Genomic DNA, 16490 nt, shown 5'->3' on the forward strand with positions numbered 1-16490 from the left:
CCCCTTTTCATAAAAATAGAGAAAATCGACAAGTGATTGGTTTTGTTGTGATATTTCGAGTGAAGCCAAGAGTAGGACCCCAGAGCGCCGATCGAACCTGCGATTCCGCAATTCAAAATCTTGTCCAGGTGGTAAAATTTCTTACTGCCACCGCATAGCGTGCTTTCGGACGACCGAGACATCCTCTCAGCCCTTTTCCGGTCCTCCCCAGCGGGCTATTCAGACGGGAACAGAGCGGCTCCGGCATCGCTGGCGCCTTTCTCCTCTATATATGGATACGCAGACCAATCATGGCGTCGATATCAGAGACACTGCCCAAACTACCTATCACGGATGTGTTGCCCGATCTCGGAGCCGTTCTTTCCGGCGGCGCGCGCGCGGTGCTCTCGGCGCCGCCTGGAGCCGGCAAGACGACACTGGTGCCCCTCTACTTGCTGGAGCAAACCTGGCGCGGCGATGGCAAGATCGTTCTGCTCGAACCCCGGCGTCTTGCGGCGCGCGCAGCGGCTGGCCGCATGGCGTCCCTGCTCGGCGAGAAAGTGGGTGAGACCGTCGGCTATCGCATGCGGCTGGACAATCGCGTCTCGGCGAAGACGCGCATCGAGGTGGTGACGGAAGGCGTCTTCGCCCGGATGATCCTCGACGATCCCGAGCTGGCGGGTGTTTCCGCCGTTCTCTTCGACGAATTCCATGAGCGCTCGCTCGACGCGGATTTCGGGCTGGCGCTGGCGCTGGACGTGCAGGCGGCCCTGCGCGAGGACCTGAGGATCGTCGTCATGTCGGCAACGCTCGATGTCGACAGGGTGTCCGCGCTGCTCGATCATCCGCCCGCCATCGTCAGCGAGGGCCGCAGCTATCCTGTCGAGATCCGCCATCAGGACCGACCGGCCGGCGAACGTATAGAAGACAGTATGGCGCGCGCCATCATAGAAGCGCATCGCGCGGAAAGCGGATCGACCCTCGCCTTCCTGCCGGGGCAGGCCGAGATTCTTCGCACCGCAGAGCGGCTTGAGGGGCGCTTCGGGCCGGAGACGACGGTGGTGCCGCTTTACGGCAATCTCGGCCAGAAGGAGCAGGACGCGGCGATCCGCCCCGCGCCCGCAGGCACGCGAAAAATCGTGCTGGCGACCTCGATTGCCGAAACGTCGATCACCATCGACGGCGTCCGTATCGTCATCGACAGCGGTTTGCAGCGCCTGCCGGTCTTCGAGGCGGCGACCGGGATCACGCGGCTGGAGACCGTACGCGTCTCCCGCGCCTCGGCCGACCAGCGCGCCGGCCGCGCCGGGCGAACGGAACCGGGCGTGGCGATCCGTCTGTGGCACGCCGGCCAGACGGCGGCGCTGCCGGCCTTCACGCCGCCGCAGATCCTGTCCTCCGATCTCTCCGGCTTCATGCTCGATGCCGCCCATTGGGGTGTTTCCGATCCTGCGTCTTTGCGGCTGGTCGATCCGCCACCGGCGGCGGCAGTGGAGGAGGCCCGCAACCTGCTGCGTCTGCTCGGCGCGCTGGATGGCGGCGGCGCTTTGACGCCGGCGGGAAAGCGCATCCGCGAACTGGCGCTTCCGCCGCGGCTCGCCGCGATGATCCTGTCCGCCGCCGAAACGGGCGAGCAGGGTGCCGCCGCGCGGCTGGCCGTGCTTCTCACCGAACAGGGGCTGGGCGGACCCTCGGTGGATATCGAGGAGCGCCTGCGCCGCTTCTCCCAGGAGCGCGGCGAACGGGCGGATGCGGCGCGAAAACTTGCCCAGCGCATGGCCGAGGGTTTTGGCACGGCCAGGGGTGGAACGACGAGCACGCCGGGCGCGCTGCTGCTGCATGCCTTTCCCGATCGCATCGCCCTGCAGCGCGGCGGCCGGGGGCGCTTCCTCATGGCGAACGGCCGCGGCGGCGAAGTGCCGGAGACCGAGCGACTGGCGGGCGCCGACATGATCGTCGTCGCCGATCTCACCGGCCAAGCCGGGCGGCAGCGCATCCTCGCCGCCGCCGAGATCGACCGCGCCACCGTCGAGGCCGAGCTTACCGACAAGATCGTGCGCGAGGACCAGTGCATCTTCGACCGGGCAAGCCGGCAGGTGCGCGCACGCCGCGTGGTGCGCCTCGGCGCGATGATCCTCGAGGAGGCGCCGCTCAAGCGCCCGACCGGGCCGAAGGCTGCGCAGGCGCTGGCCGACGGCGTTCGCGAGCTCGGCCTGCAAGCCATCCCGTTTTCGCGCGAGGCGGCGCAGTTGCGCGACCGCATCGGCTTCCTGTACCGCTCGCTCGGCGCGCCCTGGCCCGATACGAGCAATGATGCCCTGCTTGCCGCGCTCGACACCTGGTTCACGCCCTTCCAGGAAAACACCCGCGGGATCGACGACATCACGGCGGCGAGCCTGCACGATGGCCTGATGGCGCTGGTGCCCTATGAGTTGCAGCGCGATATCGCCAAGCTCGTGCCCACCCATTTCGAGGCGCCGACGGGGCAGCGCCATCCGATCCGCTATGATGGCGACGAGCCGGTGCTGTCGATCCGCGTGCAGGAGCTGTTCGGGCTGAAGCAGCATCCGTCCGTGGCCGGCGGGCGTCTGCCCTTGCTGCTGGAACTGGTTTCGCCGGCCCATCGGCCGATCCAGACGACGCGCGACCTGCCCGGCTTCTGGGCGGGCTCGTGGCGGGACGTGCGCGCCGACATGCGCGGGCGCTATCCCAAACATCCCTGGCCGGAGGACCCGGCCGAGGCCATGCCGACGACGCGCGCCAAGCCGCGCGGCACATGACGGAAGAGAAGGGACATATCATGGCATTCTATCAGGATATCGACTTCGAGGCCTCCGGCCGACGGCTGCGCCTGGAAACGCTGATCCGCCTGCGCTGGCTTGCCGTCGCCGGCCAGTCGATCAGCGTCCTCGTCGTCGCCTTCTGGCTGAAGTTCCCGCTGCCGCTGCTGCCGGCGGCGGTGCTGATCGCGCTGCTTGCGGCGGTCAACTTCTTCCTCGCCGTGCGCTTTGCCCCGGCACACCGGCTGACGCCCGCCTCCGCCTTCACGCTTCTTGCCTTCGATCTCTGCCAGCTGATGGCGCTGCTCTTCATTACGGGCGGCCTTGCCAATCCCTTCGCACCGCTGGTCTGCGTGCCCGTCATCATCTCGTCGTCGCTCCAGCCGATCCGCTTCAGCCTGACGCTCGGCGGCCTTGCCGTCGCCGGCATCACGGCGCTCGCCTTCACACCCTTCCCGCTGCCCTGGTATGTCGGCACGCTGCTCGTCGTGCCGCCGGTGCTGACGGCCGGCTTCTGGTTCGCCATCGTTTCGACCACCGCCTTCGCCGCCTTCTATTCCTATAGGGTGTCGCAGGAGGCCAAGGAACTTTCGGACGCGCTGACGGCGACCGAACTGATCCTCCAGCGCGAAAAGCATCTGTCGCAGCTCGACGGCCTCGCCGCCGCCGCCGCCCATGAGCTCGGCACGCCGCTCGCCACGATCAGCGTGGTGGCGCGTGAAATGGAGCGTGAACTCGGCACGGACGAGCGGTTCAAGGAAGACGTGCAGCTTTTGCGCAGCCAGAGCGAACGTTGCCGCGATATCCTGCGCCGGCTGACCACGCTTTCGACGGAGGACGAAGCGCATATGCGCGTGCTGCCGCTCTCCTCGCTGATGGAGGAGGTGCTGGCGCCGCACCGTGAATTCGGCATCACGCTCAACCTCGTCGAAGAGGGCGGGCGCGACGGCGAGCCGGTCGGCAACCGCAATCCCGGCATTCTCTATGGCCTCGGCAATCTCCTGGAAAACGCTGTCGACCATGCCCGCGAGGCGGTGACCGTCACCGTCGGCCACACGCCCGACAAGGTGACGATCGTCATCGAGGACGACGGCGACGGTTATGCGGCCGACGTTCTCCAGCGCATCGGCGATCCCTACGTCACCAAGCGGCAGAAGGACGAGCGGGCGGGCGGGCTGGGGCTCGGCCTCTTCATCGCCAAGACGCTGCTGGAGCGGTCCGGCGCCAAATTGACCTTCGCCAACCGCACGGGCGACCAGCCGGGGGCGCGCGTCTCGGTCGATTGGCCGCGGGCCCGCATGGAGACCAAGGGCGTGAAATGACTTTACCGGCACAGCCTTAGGGGTGATAAGCTGATCCCGATCAAGACTGGACGATATCCGCGACGGAAGACGAAAATGGCTGAAAACATCGAACCGCAGACCGCATCCGACGATATCGGGCCGGATCCCTCGCTTCTTCTCGTCGATGACGATGCGCCCTTCCTGCGCCGTCTGGCGCGCGCCATGGAAACCCGCGGCTTTGCCGTCGATACGGCCGAATCGGTCGCCGAGGGCATTGCCAAGGCCAAGACCAACCCGCCGAAATATGCCGTGGTCGATCTTCGCCTCGGCGACGGCAGCGGCCTCGACGTCATCTCCGCCATCCGCCAGCGCCGCGACGACACACGCATCATCATGCTGACCGGCTACGGCAACATCGCCACCGCCGTGAACGCCGTGAAGCTCGGCGCGGTCGATTACCTCGCCAAGCCCGCCGATGCCGACGACATCTTTGCCGCACTGACGCAGCGCCCCGGCGAAAAGGTCGAGCTGCCGGAAAACCCGATGTCGGCGGATCGCGTGCGCTGGGAACATATCCAGCGCGTCTATGAAATGTGCGACCGCAATGTTTCCGAGACGGCCCGCCGCCTCAACATGCACCGCCGCACGCTCCAGCGCATCCTGGCCAAGCGCGCGCCAAAGTAAAAATCAAGCGGGCTCGTCGCGCCGCCCCGAGACGATCGCCGACATATCAGGCCCGTCGCGGCGCGAATCCATCGCAAACTCCGCCAGAAGCAGCCGGCCCGCCGCGACGCGGGCGAAGGCGAAGGTGACCGCCTTGCGTGTCGGGGCCGCCAGCTTGTGCTCCGGCGCCTCGCGCAGCATGTGCGCGCCATAGCCGTCGGAGAGGAGGAGCCCGCACTCTTCCGGAAAGATATCGAGTGGTACGTCCTTGTGGGTGGCGAAGAACAGCCGGTCGCAGTGGCGACGGTAGTCGGGCCATTTGCGATCGACGCGAAAATCCTCGACCGACGTCTTGATCTCGACGATCCATATCTCGCCCTTGTCCGACAGGCTGATGAGATCGGCGCGCCGGCCGCTTGCCAGCGTCAGTTCCGGCAGCACCGCATGGCGCATTTCCATCAGCATGCGCTGCACGCCGCGGCGCACCATCATGGCACGGTCGGACTGGCGACCGTCGAGCAGCGGATTGTCGTTGTGAAGGGAAACGATCGTCATCGGTCAACACCTCGCGAATCACATTCTAGCCGCCGATCCCGCGAAATCGATGCGGCCATGCCGGAAAACGTTAAGACAGCGGGCAAAACTGCGGCGAGAAAAAGGTTCTATTAACTGCGCGAGACTGTTCTTGTGCGGCTTGGGCGCTCTGGGCTCCAAGGCCATTGAACGGCGCGCTGCGGCGTGCTTGGCAGTGTCGGGGCCGAGCGAAAGTGGCGAGATACCGGCATTGTTGTTGCAAAAAAACAATCCGGCAGCTTTTTGCTTTCGCATAAGCCCATGCCGCAGCGCACACACTTGCATTGACTGGGTTAATCGAAAATAAACCATAATCGATGAAAGTTCCCGCGTCCCGGAACATCTTAATTCCTTTACAAGAGACCCTCATGCGCTTCCGCAATGCCCTCCTCCTGTGCGGCCTCGCAGCAGCCGTCACGCTCGCTGGTTGCTCCTCGTCCTCGACCTCCCTTCCGGGCGAGAAGGTGGCGACCAATGCTATCTTCACGTCGGATTACGGCGCCGTCGAGGACAACGGTTATGCCCTGCCGGCGATCCCGATCAGCAAGGTGAACACCAAGTTCCACCGCCAGATCGTCGATTACGCCACCAGCGAGAAGCCCGGCACGATCGTCGTCAACACGCCGAACCGCTTCCTTTATTATGTGCTGCCCGGCGGCAAGGCCGTGCGTTACGGCATCGGCGTCGGCAAGTCCGGTTTCGCATGGCAGGGTGAAGCCTACATCGCCTGGAAGCAGGAATGGCCGACCTGGCATCCGCCGAAGGAAATGGCAGACCGCAAGCCTGACGTCGCGCGCTACGTCAAGGACGGCATGGGTCCGGGCCTGAAAAACCCGCTCGGCGCTCGCGCCATGTATCTCTTCAACGAGAAGGGCCAGGACACGCTGTTCCGCCTGCACGGCACGCCGGAATGGGCATCCATCGGCACGGCCGCCTCGTCGGGCTGCATCCGCCTGATGAACCAGGACATCATCGACCTCTACAGCCGCGTCCGTCCCGGCAAGGGCGCCCGCGTCGTCGTCCAGCAGTAAGCACAGGACAGTCTTTATATAGAGAAGAAGCCGCCGGATCGCTCCGGCGGCTTCTTTCGTTTGGGGCATTGAACGGCAAGGCGTGAGCCGCCTTGCCGCAAGACAAATCAGACCGCAGCGGCCTGCAGCTCGAGGCGGCGGCGGTGCAGGACCGGTTCGGTATAGCCGTTCGGCTGCGCGCGACCCTCGAGCACGAGCTCGACGGCGGCCTTAAAGGCGATCGAGCCGTCGAAATTGCCGGCCATCGGGCGGTAGAGCGAATCGCCGGCATTCTGCCCGTCGACGACGGCGGCCATGCGCTTCATCGTTTCGAGAATCTGCGCCTCGGTGATGACGCCGTGGTGCAGCCAGTTGGCGAGGTGCTGGGCGGAGATGCGCAGCGTCGCACGGTCCTCCATCAGGCCGACATCGTTGATATCGGGAACCTTCGAGCAGCCGACGCCCTGGTCGATCCAGCGCACGACATAACCGAGGATGCCCTGCGCATTGTTGTCGAGCTCGCGCTGGATTTCCTCCGGCGTCCAGTTCGGCCGCACCGCGACCGGAACGGAGAGGATGTCGGTGAGCTTTGCGCGTGGACGCGTGCGCAGCGAGGCCTGCACCGCGGCGACATTGACCTTATGATAGTGCGTCGCATGCAGCGTCGCCGCCGTCGGCGAGGGAACCCAGGCGGTGTTGGCGCCGGCCTTGGGATGGGCGATCTTCTGCTCCAGCATCGCAGCCATCAGGTCCGGCATGGCCCACATGCCCTTGCCGATCTGCGCATGGCCGGACAGGCCGCATTCAAGCCCGATATCGACGTTCCAATTCTCGTAGGCGGAAATCCAGGCGGCCTGCTTCATGTCGCCCTTGCGGATCATCGGACCCGCTTCCATCGAGGTGTGGATCTCGTCACCGGTGCGATCGAGGAAGCCGGTATTGATGAAGACGACGCGGTCCTTGGCGGCGCGGATCGCCTCCTTGAGGTTGATGGTCGTGCGGCGCTCCTCATCCATGATGCCCATCTTCATCGTGTTGGGCGCCATGCCGACGGCGGCCTCGACGCGGCCGAACAGTTTGGACGCGAAGGCGACCTCTTCCGGGCCGTGCATCTTCGGCTTGACGACATACATTGAGCCGGCAGGCGAATTCTGCCGGCGGCCGTTGACGCCGACATCATGCAGCGCGATCAGCGCGGTAACCATGGCGTCCATGATGCCCTCCGGCACCTCGTTGCCGTCGCGGTCGCGGATCGCCGGATTGGTCATGAGGTGGCCGACATTGCGCACCAGCATCAGCGAGCGCGCGCGCAGCGAGCCGGCCGAACCATCCGGCGCGGTAAAGGCACGGTCGGGGTTGAGGCGGCGCGTAATAGTCTTGCCGCCCTTAGCAACCTCCTCAGACAGATCGCCCTTCATCAGACCGAGCCAGTTGCGATAGACGACGACCTTGTCCTCGGCATCGACGGCGGCGACGGAATCCTCGCAGTCCATGATCGTGGTCAGCGCCGATTCGATCGCGACATCGGAAATATGCGCCGCATCGTCCTTGCCGGTCGGCGTGGTCGCATCAATGCGGATTTCGATATGCAGGCCGTTGTTGCGCAGGAGAAGATGCGTGGGTGCTGCGGCTTCGCCGACATAGCCGGCGAACTTCGTCTCATCCGCGAGACCCGTCTTGCCGCCGCCGATCAGCGCGACGACGAGCTTGCCGTCTTCAACGGAAAGGCCCGCGGCCTCGCGCCAGAACGTGCCGGCAAGCGGTGCGGCCTCATCGAGGAAGCCGCGCGCCCAGGCGATGACCTTGGCGCCGCGCACGGGATTGTAGCCCTTGCCCTTTTCCGCGCCGTCGGTTTCCGGGATGGCGTCGGTGCCGTAGAGCGCGTCGTAGAGCGAGCCCCAGCGCGCATTGGCGGCGTTCAGCGCATAACGCGCATTCATGACGGGAACGACGAGCTGCGGGCCGGCAAGGCTTGCGATCTCCGGATCGACATTGTCTGTCGTGACGGAGAAGTCGCCGCCCTCGGGCAGGAGATAGCCGATCTCGCGCAGGAAGGCCTCATATGCCGCCATATCGACCGGGGCGCCGTTTGCGCGATACCAGGCGTCGAGCTTTTCCTGCAGCGCGTCACGCTTGGCGAGAAGCGCGCGGTTTTCCGGAGCCAGATCATGCACGATGGCGGAAAAATCGGCGAAATAGCGCTCCGCATCCACGCCCGTGCCGGGAAGGGCTTCCGTGACGATGAAATCATAAAGGGCGCTGTCGATCGAAAGACCGGCTTTTTCGGTATAAGACATCTGAAAGGCTCCGAATGGGCGGGACAAGGGGGAGTATCCCGAATGGTCCCACTTTCCGGAGGTTTCATTCATAGTCAATTCGGCAAGGGCATAAAGAATTTATTCCGCTCGGGAATAAATCTTACTTATACCTCTTCCGCGATGCGCGGCCGGCCGCTGGCGGTGGCGGTAAACCGCGCCTCGATCAGCTTGCGCGACCCCTCGACTTCCGGTGCATCGATCGCCTCCGAAAGGCTGACGACCGGCTCGTCCGCACCGTTGGCGCGCGCCGCGTGGAGTGCCGCCGTCATCGCCCGCTCCTTGGCCAGCGAGAAGGCCTCGTCCTCGTTGATCAGGCGCAGGCTGTCGCCCGCACCGTTGACGATGAAGATGCCCTCTTCCGGCTGAGTCACGAAGACCGTCACGGCATTGCGCACCTGACCGACGACGGCACCGACGGCATTCGCCACGCCGGCATCCGAGGGAATGGAGGATTCCGCGCCCAGCATGTCGGCAATATCGGGATAATAGACAGGCGCCGAGGCGCCGAGGCCGACCAGCGGCCGGTCGAGCGCGATGCGGAACGCCACGATGCCGGGAACCCGGTGCAGCGCCCGGTCGATGGAGATCGAATTGGCCGGATCGAGCGCGCCCACGCCGTCATCGGCTAGGCAGGCGGAGAGGATGACATCGGCCGATTGCCGCGTCAGCCGGTCGACCAGCGTGCGGGCCAGCGCTTCCGGCGACTCCGCGATCGCCCGGCCGGAGCCATCTTTGGTGCGGGCGGCAAGTTCGAGGCCAAGGCGCGCGGCCACGGCATCCCACTGCCCCTGTCCGCCCAGCACATGCATGGCATCCGATGGCGTGATGCCGCAGATATGCACGAGGCCGCGCGCGACCAGCCGGTCGAGCGTTGCCTTCTGTGGTGTGGAGACCAGCAGGCCGTCGAGCGGCAGCGGCGTGGCGCTGATCTTTTCGTAAAGCGCCTGCTCCTGTGCCGTCAGGCCGCTCGCCAGCCGTTCCGGCACGCCGGTGCGCACGGCAAAACGCCCATCGTGGCGGCCCATATGCGGCGCGCGCAGCTGTCGTTCCAGCACGGGAACCACCGCCTCGGGATGCAGCTGCGAAGCAAGGCTGAGCGGCATGAAGCGGCGCGGCCCCAGATCGATCTTCGCCTTGAGGCCCCGGTCGTTGATGCGCACTTCCGAATCGCCGCCCAGCCCGAAGGTGCGCATGGCGACGGCTTCCACCATGGTGCGATAGCCGCCGACGACGGCACCTTCAGCATCGAGCTTGGGCCGGCCGTTGTCGAGCACCGCCACATCCGTCGTCGTGCCGCCGATATCGGAGACAACGGCATTATCGAGACCCGTCAGATGACGCGCGCCGACAAGGCTCGCCGCCGGACCGGACAGAATGGTCTCGATCGGCCGCAGCCGCGCTTCCGCCGCCGAAATCAGCGCACCGTCGCCGCGCACCACCATCATCGGCACATGGATGCCCCGGCGCTGGAGATAATCCTCACAGGCGCCGATCAGCCGGTCGATCATCGAGACGAGGCGAGCGTTCAAGAGCGTCGTCAGCGCCCGGCGCGGGCCGCCGAGTTTCGAGGAGAGTTCGTGGCTGCAGGTAACGGGCAGATGCGAGACCGCGCGGATGCGGTCGCGCACGCGCTGCTCATGCGCCGGGTTGCGCACGGCGAAATAGCCGGCGACAGCGAAGGAGGAGACGGTTTCCGACAGCACCGGCAGGGCTTCGTCGAGTGCGGCCATGTCGAGCGGCGTCTCGTTGCCATGTACGTTATGGCCGCCGGGCAGGAAAATGACGGGGTCGTTGCCGAGCGCATCGGCGAGCCCGTCGCGCTTGAGATCGTCGGGTCCGAAGCCGATCATCACGAGGCCGGCGCGCCCGCCCTGCCCTTCAACGAGAGCGTTGGTGGCAAGCGTCGTCGACAGCGAGACGAGGCCGATGGCCGCGACCGGCACCTGCGCCTCGGTCAGCACCGCCTCCACCGCGCCGGAAATACCGACCGCGAGGTCGTGGCGCGTGGTCAGCGCCTTGGCGCGGGCGACGACGCCCCGGGTTTCACTGTAGAGCACGGCGTCCGTATAGGTGCCGCCGGTATCGATGCCGAGTAACAAATGGTCTGCCACGAGAATTCTTCCGGACTTCCCGCCATCTCTTTTCAAAGCGGGTCTGGAATGGTGTTATTGCATGTCCAGGCCAAATGCCACCATCCTGCCGGCGACATCAGATGAAAGAACGAGGAGCCTTCCCTTGATCCCATTCTCCATTCGGCCGCTTCTGGCGCGTCTTCTTCTCGGCACCGCGCTTCTTGCCGGCAGCCTGCCCGCCCATGCCCAGGAAACGGACGAGGAGGAATACAAGGCGCAGATCCCGGACGTCGCGATCTACAAGGCGATGCTGGACGCCAACAAGCAGACCGGCTGGGTGCAGTTCCGCGAATTCTCGGGCCAGCAGCTCATCTATTTCACCGCCTTGCAGACCATGCATTGCCGGCTGAAGGAAGTGCGCTACTCGATAAACTCGGATACGCTCGACAAGACCTTCCCTATGGCAAAATGCGACCCGGAACTGCCCTTCAACCTGCCGTCGGACGACAGCCAGAACTGGCTCTACCTCAACCTGAAACCGGGTGAGGCCAAGACGATCGCCGTGCAGGCGGTGTGGGACGACGGCAGCGGCAGCGAGATCGTCATCTACCAGCCCTGCAAGAATCCGGAAGCGACCTGCGCCTCGATCAAGACGATCAAGAAGCCGAAGAAGCGTGGGGACGAGCCCGCACCCGTAACGCCAGCCCGTTAGCCGGCTGCGTCGTCAGGCGCTGCACCGGCCAGGGCTTCGTATCCTCGGTCATGTCGAAGCGGAAGCGATGCATCAGCACGCCGAGCGCGATGATCGCCTCCTGCATGGCGAAGGTCGCACCGATGCAGATGCGCGGCCCCGCACCAAAGGGCAGATACTGGAAGCGGTGGATCGCTTCGCGATTCTCCGGCAGGAAACGCTCCGGCATATAGGCACGCGGCTTCTGCCAGAGCAGCGCATGGCGATGCAGCGTCCAGGGCATGACGAGGATGGTGACGTCGCGGGGGATCTCGACCACCTCGCCGGACGGGCTCGTCCAGCGATCGTCGGCGATCGCCTCGCGGTTGATAGAAGGGGCCGGCGGATAGAGCCGCATCGCCTCCTCGAAGGCCGCCCGCGTCCAGGGCATGAGGTCCAGCCAGTCGACGGGATCGGCGCCGCTTGAGACGACCCGGTCGATCTCCTCCTCCATCGCGTCGCGCACATGCGGGGAATTGGCGACGCAATAGAGCGTCCAGGCCAGCGCACGCGCCGTCGTCTCATGGCCGGCACCGATGAAGGTGAGGATATTGTCCTCCACCTCCTCCATGGTCAGCCCGTCCGGCCCCGCCGCCCGCAACAGCAGCGTCAGGAAATCGTTCGGCGCGCTGCCGTCGTCCGCCTTCATGCGCTTGAGGCGCAGGTCCATCGTATCGCGCACGATCTTGCGGAATTTCCTCAACACCTTGAGCCCGCCGATGCGCGTCACGCGCGGCACCCAGGCGGGCGCCCGCAGCAGATCCATCGGATCGACCCGGCCCATCGAATGCAGGAGGTCGTCCACGTCGTCGGCGAACTTGTCGGAGGACGTGACGATCTCGCCGGAAAACAGCGTTTCCGAGAGGATCGCGAAGGCCAGCTCCGTCATGTCGTTGCCGATATCGAAGACCTCGCCGTCTGCGCCTTCATACTTCTTTGCATAAAGCTCGGATTGCGCCAGCATCTGCGTCGCAAAACCCTTGGCGTGGCGCGGCGTGAAGATCGGTGCCACGGCCTTTCGCGAGCGGCGCCACACCGCGCCCTCCGCCGTCAAAAGCCCATCACGCAGGATCGGGCGCAGCACGAGCTGGCGCACCACCGCCATCTTGTAGTTCTGGGCATTGTCGACGAGCAGGTATTTGATCAGGCCGGGATCGTTGACGATCAGCGTCTTCTCGCCGAAGAAACTCGTCATGATCCAGGGCAGCGTATAGGACGGCTCGCCCCACAATTCCAGCGGATTGCGGAAGACAGTGCGGATGATCTCCAGCTTCGACGGCGGCACGGTGCGCGGGATCGGGGCCGGCGGTTCGAACGGCTCGGGACGCATGTCCATTATCTGCCTCCTTGTTATCGGCACGTCTTACGGGAAGACTGGGCCGATATAGAGGCGGAGGTTAGAGAAGAGACTGAAGCTCTGCCAGCTTGTCGTTGATCAGCCAGCCGTAATAGTTCTCTTCCGGCCAAGTCACTTCGCCGGCGGCCCGGCGTGCAGCAAAGGCGGCGGCGCGGGCATCGGGGTTGCCGATATTGTAAAGTGTCGAGGTCAGGCCCGGATTCTTCGAAATATCGACGCCGGCGATCTTCTTGTAGGCATCGATCGAGCGGCGGATGGACGCCGCCATATAGGCGAGCGACATATCGGGATCCATGATCGCCTGATAGACGCCGGCCGCATCGTTTTCGTCCAGCTTGTCGTAACCGGAGATGCGTGAGACGTCGTCGGTCAGCGTCAACGCCGTCAGCGGGTTGATCTGGCCGAGACCAAAGGTCTGGCCGGCATAGAACGGCTGGAAGAACACCGCGCTGAAGCGGTTGTTCGGGAAGGACGTACCGCCGACCGTCTCACCCTTGAACGTCCGGTTCCAGACGCCCTCGCGGCACGTCCACAGCGCATAGGAGCCCTTCTTGTCGGCGCATTTGGCAAATTCCGGCCGCGCGACGAAATCGGCGACATTCTCGCCGTCATAGGCGAAGCGGAAGCTGCCCGTATAGGACGCCGCTTTCACATAGTAGCTCTGCAGCCGGTCATAGGCGTCAACATTGTAGGTGTGCTCGCCGACGATGGCGCCGACCATGTGGATTGGGGCAATGCCGTATTTCGCCGCCGTCGCCTTGATCTTGCTGGTCAGCTGGCGATCGCTCGCCAGGAGATCGCGCACCTTCTCGTATTTCGCATCGAAGGAGGTCTTGCCCGCCTTGGTGCGGCGCACGGAGGCGCCGGGAATGGCCGGCTGCTCGGCATTGCGGTTGCCTTCGGGCACCACGTCCATCGCCAGGGCCGTGGTCTGGCTCTGGAAGACGAGCGTGGCGGCAAGGGCAAACACAGGGATGAGCTGACGCACGGTTGCGGTTCCTGTCTGGTCGAATCTCTCGGCGGATGGCGGGACCGATGCAAGACAATCGTGTCGGAATGATGCCAGGCGCGGGCAAAGGCCTAGGCCGCGCCGCCTTTCCTGTCGAGCAAAAAAGCGGCACCGGCGGCACCTGATGGGCCGCCGGTGCCGAAAGGTCACAGGATGTAGCGCGACAGATCCGTATTGGCCGCCAGCACCCCGACATGCGCCTTCACATAGTCGGCATCGATGACCAGCTTGTTGCCGCCCTTGTCCGGCGCTTCGAAGGAAATCTCGTCGAGCACCCGTTCCATCACCGTCTGGAGGCGGCGCGCGCCGATATTCTCGACGCTGCTGTTGAGCTGGACCGCAACGTCGGCCAGCGCATCCAGCGCATCCTCGGTGAAATCCAGCTCGACGCTTTCGGTCTCCATCAGCGCCTTGTACTGGCGGATGAGGCTCGCCTCCGTCTCCGTCAGGATGCGGCGGAAATCCTCCTTGGTCAGCGCCTTCAGTTCGACGCGAATCGGCAGGCGGCCCTGCAATTCCGGCAGCAGGTCCGAGGGTTTCGAGACATGGAAGGCGCCAGAGGCGATGAAGAGGATATGGTCGGTCTTCACCGGCCCGTATTTCGTCGCCACCGTCGTGCCCTCGACGAGCGGCAGCAGGTCGCGCTGCACGCCCTCGCGCGAAACGCCCGCCCCCATGCCGCCATCACGCGCGGCGATCTTGTCGATCTCGTCGATGAACACGATGCCGTCGTTTTCGGCCGAGTGGATCGCCTCGCGCTGGATCTGCTCGTTGTCGAGCAGCTTGTCGGATTCGTCGTCGATCAGGATCTTGTAGCTATCCTTGACCGTCGTCTTGACCTTCTTGGTGCGCCCACCCATCGCCTTGCCGAACATTTCCGACAGGTTCAGCACGCCGATATTGGCGCCCGGCATGCCGGGGATCTCAAAACCGCCCGGCGTGCCGCTATCGGCGACGTCGACTTCGATTTCCTTGTCATCCAGCTCGTTGTTGCGCAGCTTCTTGCGGAACGAATCGCGCGTCGCCGGCGAGGCCGTGGCGCCGACCAGCGCGTCGAGCACGCGTTCCTCGGCATTGGCATGGGCCTTGGCCGTCACCTCGGCGCGCTTCTTCTCGCGCACCAGGCCGATGCCGACCTCGACGAGGTCGCGCACGATCTGCTCGACGTCGCGGCCGACATAGCCGACCTCGGTGAACTTGGTGGCCTCGACCTTGACGAAGGGCGCACCGGCGAGTTTTGCCAGGCGGCGGGAAATCTCCGTCTTGCCGACACCCGTAGGGCCGATCATCAGAATGTTCTTCGGCATCACCTCGTCGCGCAGGTCCGGTTCCAGCTGGTGGCGACGCCAGCGGTTCCTGAGCGCGATGGCCACGGCGCGCTTGGCATCGTGCTGGCCGATAATGTAACGGTCGAGTTCGGAGACGATCTCGCGGGGGGAAAAATTGGTCATTGGCTTTCCGTTTTCTGGCAGCGTTCCCGGGCCATGATCAGCGCCCGGCCGCCCCTTGGGGAAGGATCATCGTGTAATACTCCGCCCGCCCTGTCGAAAGGCGCGGGCAGGACGGCCTCAGCGGTCGGCATCCAGCGTCTCCACCACGAAATTGTGGTTGGTATAGACGCAGATGTCGCCGGCGATCTGCATGGCCTTGCGGGCGATCTCTTCCGCCGACTTGTCACTGTCCATCAGCGCGCGCGCCGCGGCATAGGCGTAGTTGCCGCCCGAACCGATCGCCATCGTGCCATGTTCCGGCTCCAGCACGTCGCCATTGCCGGTCAGCGCCAGCGTGACGGTCTTGTCGGCGACGAGCATCATGGCTTCGAGCCGGCGAAGATACCGATCGGTGCGCCAGTCCTTGGCAAGCTCCACGGAAGCCCGCATCAGCTGGTCGGGATATTGTTCGAGTTTGGCTTCCAGCCGTTCGAGCAGCGTGAAGGCGTCCGCCGTGGCACCGGCAAAACCGGCGATCACGTCGCCCTTGCCGATACGGCGCACCTTGCGCGCATTGCTCTTCATCACGGTCTGGCCAAGGCTCACCTGGCCGTCGCCCGCCATGACCACCTTGCCGTCCTTGCGGACGGTGATGATCGTCGTGGCGTGCATGGAAGCGTAGGGGTTGTGTTCACTCATAAGCATACCTTCGAAAACCCGGCATCCCGGGCAATGGCACCGCCAGCGAGGCGGCCTCGTTGTGTCCTATGTAAGCGGCGTTTCGCCAATTGCAAACGCCGCCATCGGGTCGCTCCCCGGCCCGCGCGCAAGGAAAGCGGGACAAGAACGCCGCCGTCCAAAATAAGCCTTGCTTTCCCCACTTGATGAGGCGGTTATGGTCTCCCAGCAACGCAAAGGGGTTACGGCAATGGCAAAAGGGCAGGTTCGCAGCAACAAGGAAACGCGCAAACCCAAGAAGGACAAGGTGGCCGAAAAGGCCCCCCCGACTCTGGGATCGCAGGTGAAGAACAGCGAGAGTGCGACGAAGAAGAAATGACGCGACGCAGGGGGATGCCGGCACGCCCGCATCCCTCTCTTCCCCTCTTCTTTCCGCCCCCTCCTGCGTCGAGGGGCCGGGTGGGCTTGCCAAAAAAATGGCCTCGATCCCCACCCCACCGCATTTTTCGCACCCCCATTTTCCCCGCTCGCCAAACCCGCACTATCCTGAATATCCTTCCACCGCCGGACGGATCGCGTAACGTGTCGATGCGGGCGGGAGGAGGCGC

General features: G+C 64.7%; 13 protein-coding genes. 6 read left to right on the forward strand and 7 right to left on the reverse strand.

All coding sequences use genetic code 11. From position 1 onward, the window contains the following. Positions 1-290 precede the first annotated feature (290 nt). From hrpB to AC27VQ_RS14995, 3 genes are all read left to right on the forward strand, one after another. Entirely contained in the window at positions 291-2759 is a 2469-nt protein-coding gene (hrpB, locus tag AC27VQ_RS14985; RefSeq protein ID WP_488716891.1) for an ATP-dependent helicase HrpB, read from the forward strand. A 20-nt stretch (positions 2760-2779) separates the two neighbouring features. Beyond that, positions 2780-4081 carry an ActS/PrrB/RegB family redox-sensitive histidine kinase gene (locus AC27VQ_RS14990; protein WP_488716892.1) on the forward strand — a complete coding sequence of 434 codons (1302 nt, stop codon included), beginning with the start codon at positions 2780-2782 and terminating at the stop codon, positions 4079-4081. A 75-nt stretch (positions 4082-4156) separates the two neighbouring features. Continuing rightward, positions 4157-4726, forward strand: a complete 570-nt coding sequence (locus tag AC27VQ_RS14995) for an ActR/PrrA/RegA family redox response regulator transcription factor (protein ID WP_488716893.1) — start codon at positions 4157-4159, stop codon at positions 4724-4726. 3 nt (positions 4727-4729) lie between these two features. Here the strand turns inward: AC27VQ_RS14995 and AC27VQ_RS15000 are convergent, their stop codons facing one another. Continuing rightward, positions 4730-5260, reverse strand: coding sequence for an MmcB family DNA repair protein (locus tag AC27VQ_RS15000; protein ID WP_488716894.1), 531 nt, complete (start codon positions 5258-5260; stop codon positions 4730-4732). A gap of 386 nt (positions 5261-5646) precedes the next feature. Between AC27VQ_RS15000 and AC27VQ_RS15005 the strand changes: the two genes are divergently transcribed. Next, positions 5647-6309, forward strand: coding sequence for a L,D-transpeptidase (locus tag AC27VQ_RS15005; RefSeq protein ID WP_313532565.1), 663 nt, complete (start codon positions 5647-5649; stop codon positions 6307-6309). 107 nt (positions 6310-6416) lie between these two features. Here the strand turns inward: AC27VQ_RS15005 and AC27VQ_RS15010 are convergent, their stop codons facing one another. Further along, on the reverse strand, positions 6417-8585 hold the full coding sequence (locus tag AC27VQ_RS15010) for a malate synthase G (protein ID WP_488716895.1): 2169 nt from the start codon (positions 8583-8585) through the stop codon (positions 6417-6419). A gap of 125 nt (positions 8586-8710) precedes the next feature. Further along, positions 8711-10717 (reverse strand): hydantoinase/oxoprolinase N-terminal domain-containing protein, encoded by a 2007-nt coding sequence (locus AC27VQ_RS15015; protein ID WP_488716896.1) that lies wholly within the window; start codon positions 10715-10717, stop codon positions 8711-8713. A 124-nt stretch (positions 10718-10841) separates the two neighbouring features. Here AC27VQ_RS15015 and AC27VQ_RS15020 point away from each other — a divergent pair, with 124 nt between their 5' ends. Beyond that, the gene (locus AC27VQ_RS15020; RefSeq protein ID WP_488716897.1) at positions 10842-11390 is read left to right on the forward strand and encodes a hypothetical protein; all 549 of its coding nucleotides are present in this window, start codon (positions 10842-10844) and stop codon (positions 11388-11390) included. Here AC27VQ_RS15020 and AC27VQ_RS15025 read toward each other — a convergent pair. The 4 genes from AC27VQ_RS15025 to hslV form a co-directional block, all read right to left on the reverse strand. Next, positions 11335-12744, reverse strand: coding sequence for a cytochrome P450 (locus AC27VQ_RS15025; protein ID WP_488716898.1), 1410 nt, complete (start codon positions 12742-12744; stop codon positions 11335-11337). The two genes, AC27VQ_RS15020 and AC27VQ_RS15025, sit on opposite strands and share 56 nt — an antisense overlap. A gap of 61 nt (positions 12745-12805) precedes the next feature. Further along, the gene (locus AC27VQ_RS15030) at positions 12806-13741 is read right to left on the reverse strand and encodes a DUF1402 family protein (RefSeq protein WP_488717061.1); all 936 of its coding nucleotides are present in this window, start codon (positions 13739-13741) and stop codon (positions 12806-12808) included. A 179-nt stretch (positions 13742-13920) separates the two neighbouring features. Beyond that, entirely contained in the window at positions 13921-15225 is a 1305-nt protein-coding gene (hslU, locus tag AC27VQ_RS15035; RefSeq protein WP_488716899.1) for an ATP-dependent protease ATPase subunit HslU, read from the reverse strand. A gap of 117 nt (positions 15226-15342) precedes the next feature. Then, entirely contained in the window at positions 15343-15903 is a 561-nt protein-coding gene (gene hslV / locus AC27VQ_RS15040) for an ATP-dependent protease subunit HslV (protein ID WP_421594518.1), read from the reverse strand. 229 nt (positions 15904-16132) lie between these two features. On the opposite strand from hslV, the gene AC27VQ_RS15045 reads away from it, so the two are divergent. Next, complete coding sequence (locus AC27VQ_RS15045; RefSeq protein WP_314095326.1) at positions 16133-16261, forward strand: hypothetical protein; 129 nt, start codon at positions 16133-16135, stop codon at positions 16259-16261. Positions 16262-16490 lie beyond the last annotated feature (229 nt).

The sequence above is a fragment of the Shinella sp. 20P9.1.1 genome (assembly GCF_057798995.1).

What these genes read in the sequence shown, in the direction of transcription:
- hrpB (WP_488716891.1), top strand. Translation starts at nt 291, where the DNA reads ATGGCGTCGATATCAGAGACACTGCCCAAACTACCTATCACGGATGTG.
- AC27VQ_RS14990 (WP_488716892.1), top strand. Translation starts at nt 2,780, where the DNA reads ATGGCATTCTATCAGGATATCGACTTCGAGGCCTCCGGCCGACGGCTG.
- AC27VQ_RS14995 (WP_488716893.1), top strand. Translation starts at nt 4,157, where the DNA reads ATGGCTGAAAACATCGAACCGCAGACCGCATCCGACGATATCGGGCCG.
- AC27VQ_RS15000 (WP_488716894.1), bottom strand. Translation starts at nt 5,260, where the DNA reads ATGACGATCGTTTCCCTTCACAACGACAATCCGCTGCTCGACGGTCGC.
- AC27VQ_RS15005 (WP_313532565.1), top strand. Translation starts at nt 5,647, where the DNA reads ATGCGCTTCCGCAATGCCCTCCTCCTGTGCGGCCTCGCAGCAGCCGTC.
- AC27VQ_RS15010 (WP_488716895.1), bottom strand. Translation starts at nt 8,585, where the DNA reads ATGTCTTATACCGAAAAAGCCGGTCTTTCGATCGACAGCGCCCTTTAT.
- AC27VQ_RS15025 (WP_488716898.1), bottom strand. Translation starts at nt 12,744, where the DNA reads ATGGACATGCGTCCCGAGCCGTTCGAACCGCCGGCCCCGATCCCGCGC.
- hslU (WP_488716899.1), bottom strand. Translation starts at nt 15,225, where the DNA reads ATGACCAATTTTTCCCCCCGCGAGATCGTCTCCGAACTCGACCGTTAC.
- hslV (WP_421594518.1), bottom strand. Translation starts at nt 15,903, where the DNA reads ATGAGTGAACACAACCCCTACGCTTCCATGCACGCCACGACGATCATC.
- AC27VQ_RS15045 (WP_314095326.1), top strand. Translation starts at nt 16,133, where the DNA reads ATGGCAAAAGGGCAGGTTCGCAGCAACAAGGAAACGCGCAAACCCAAG.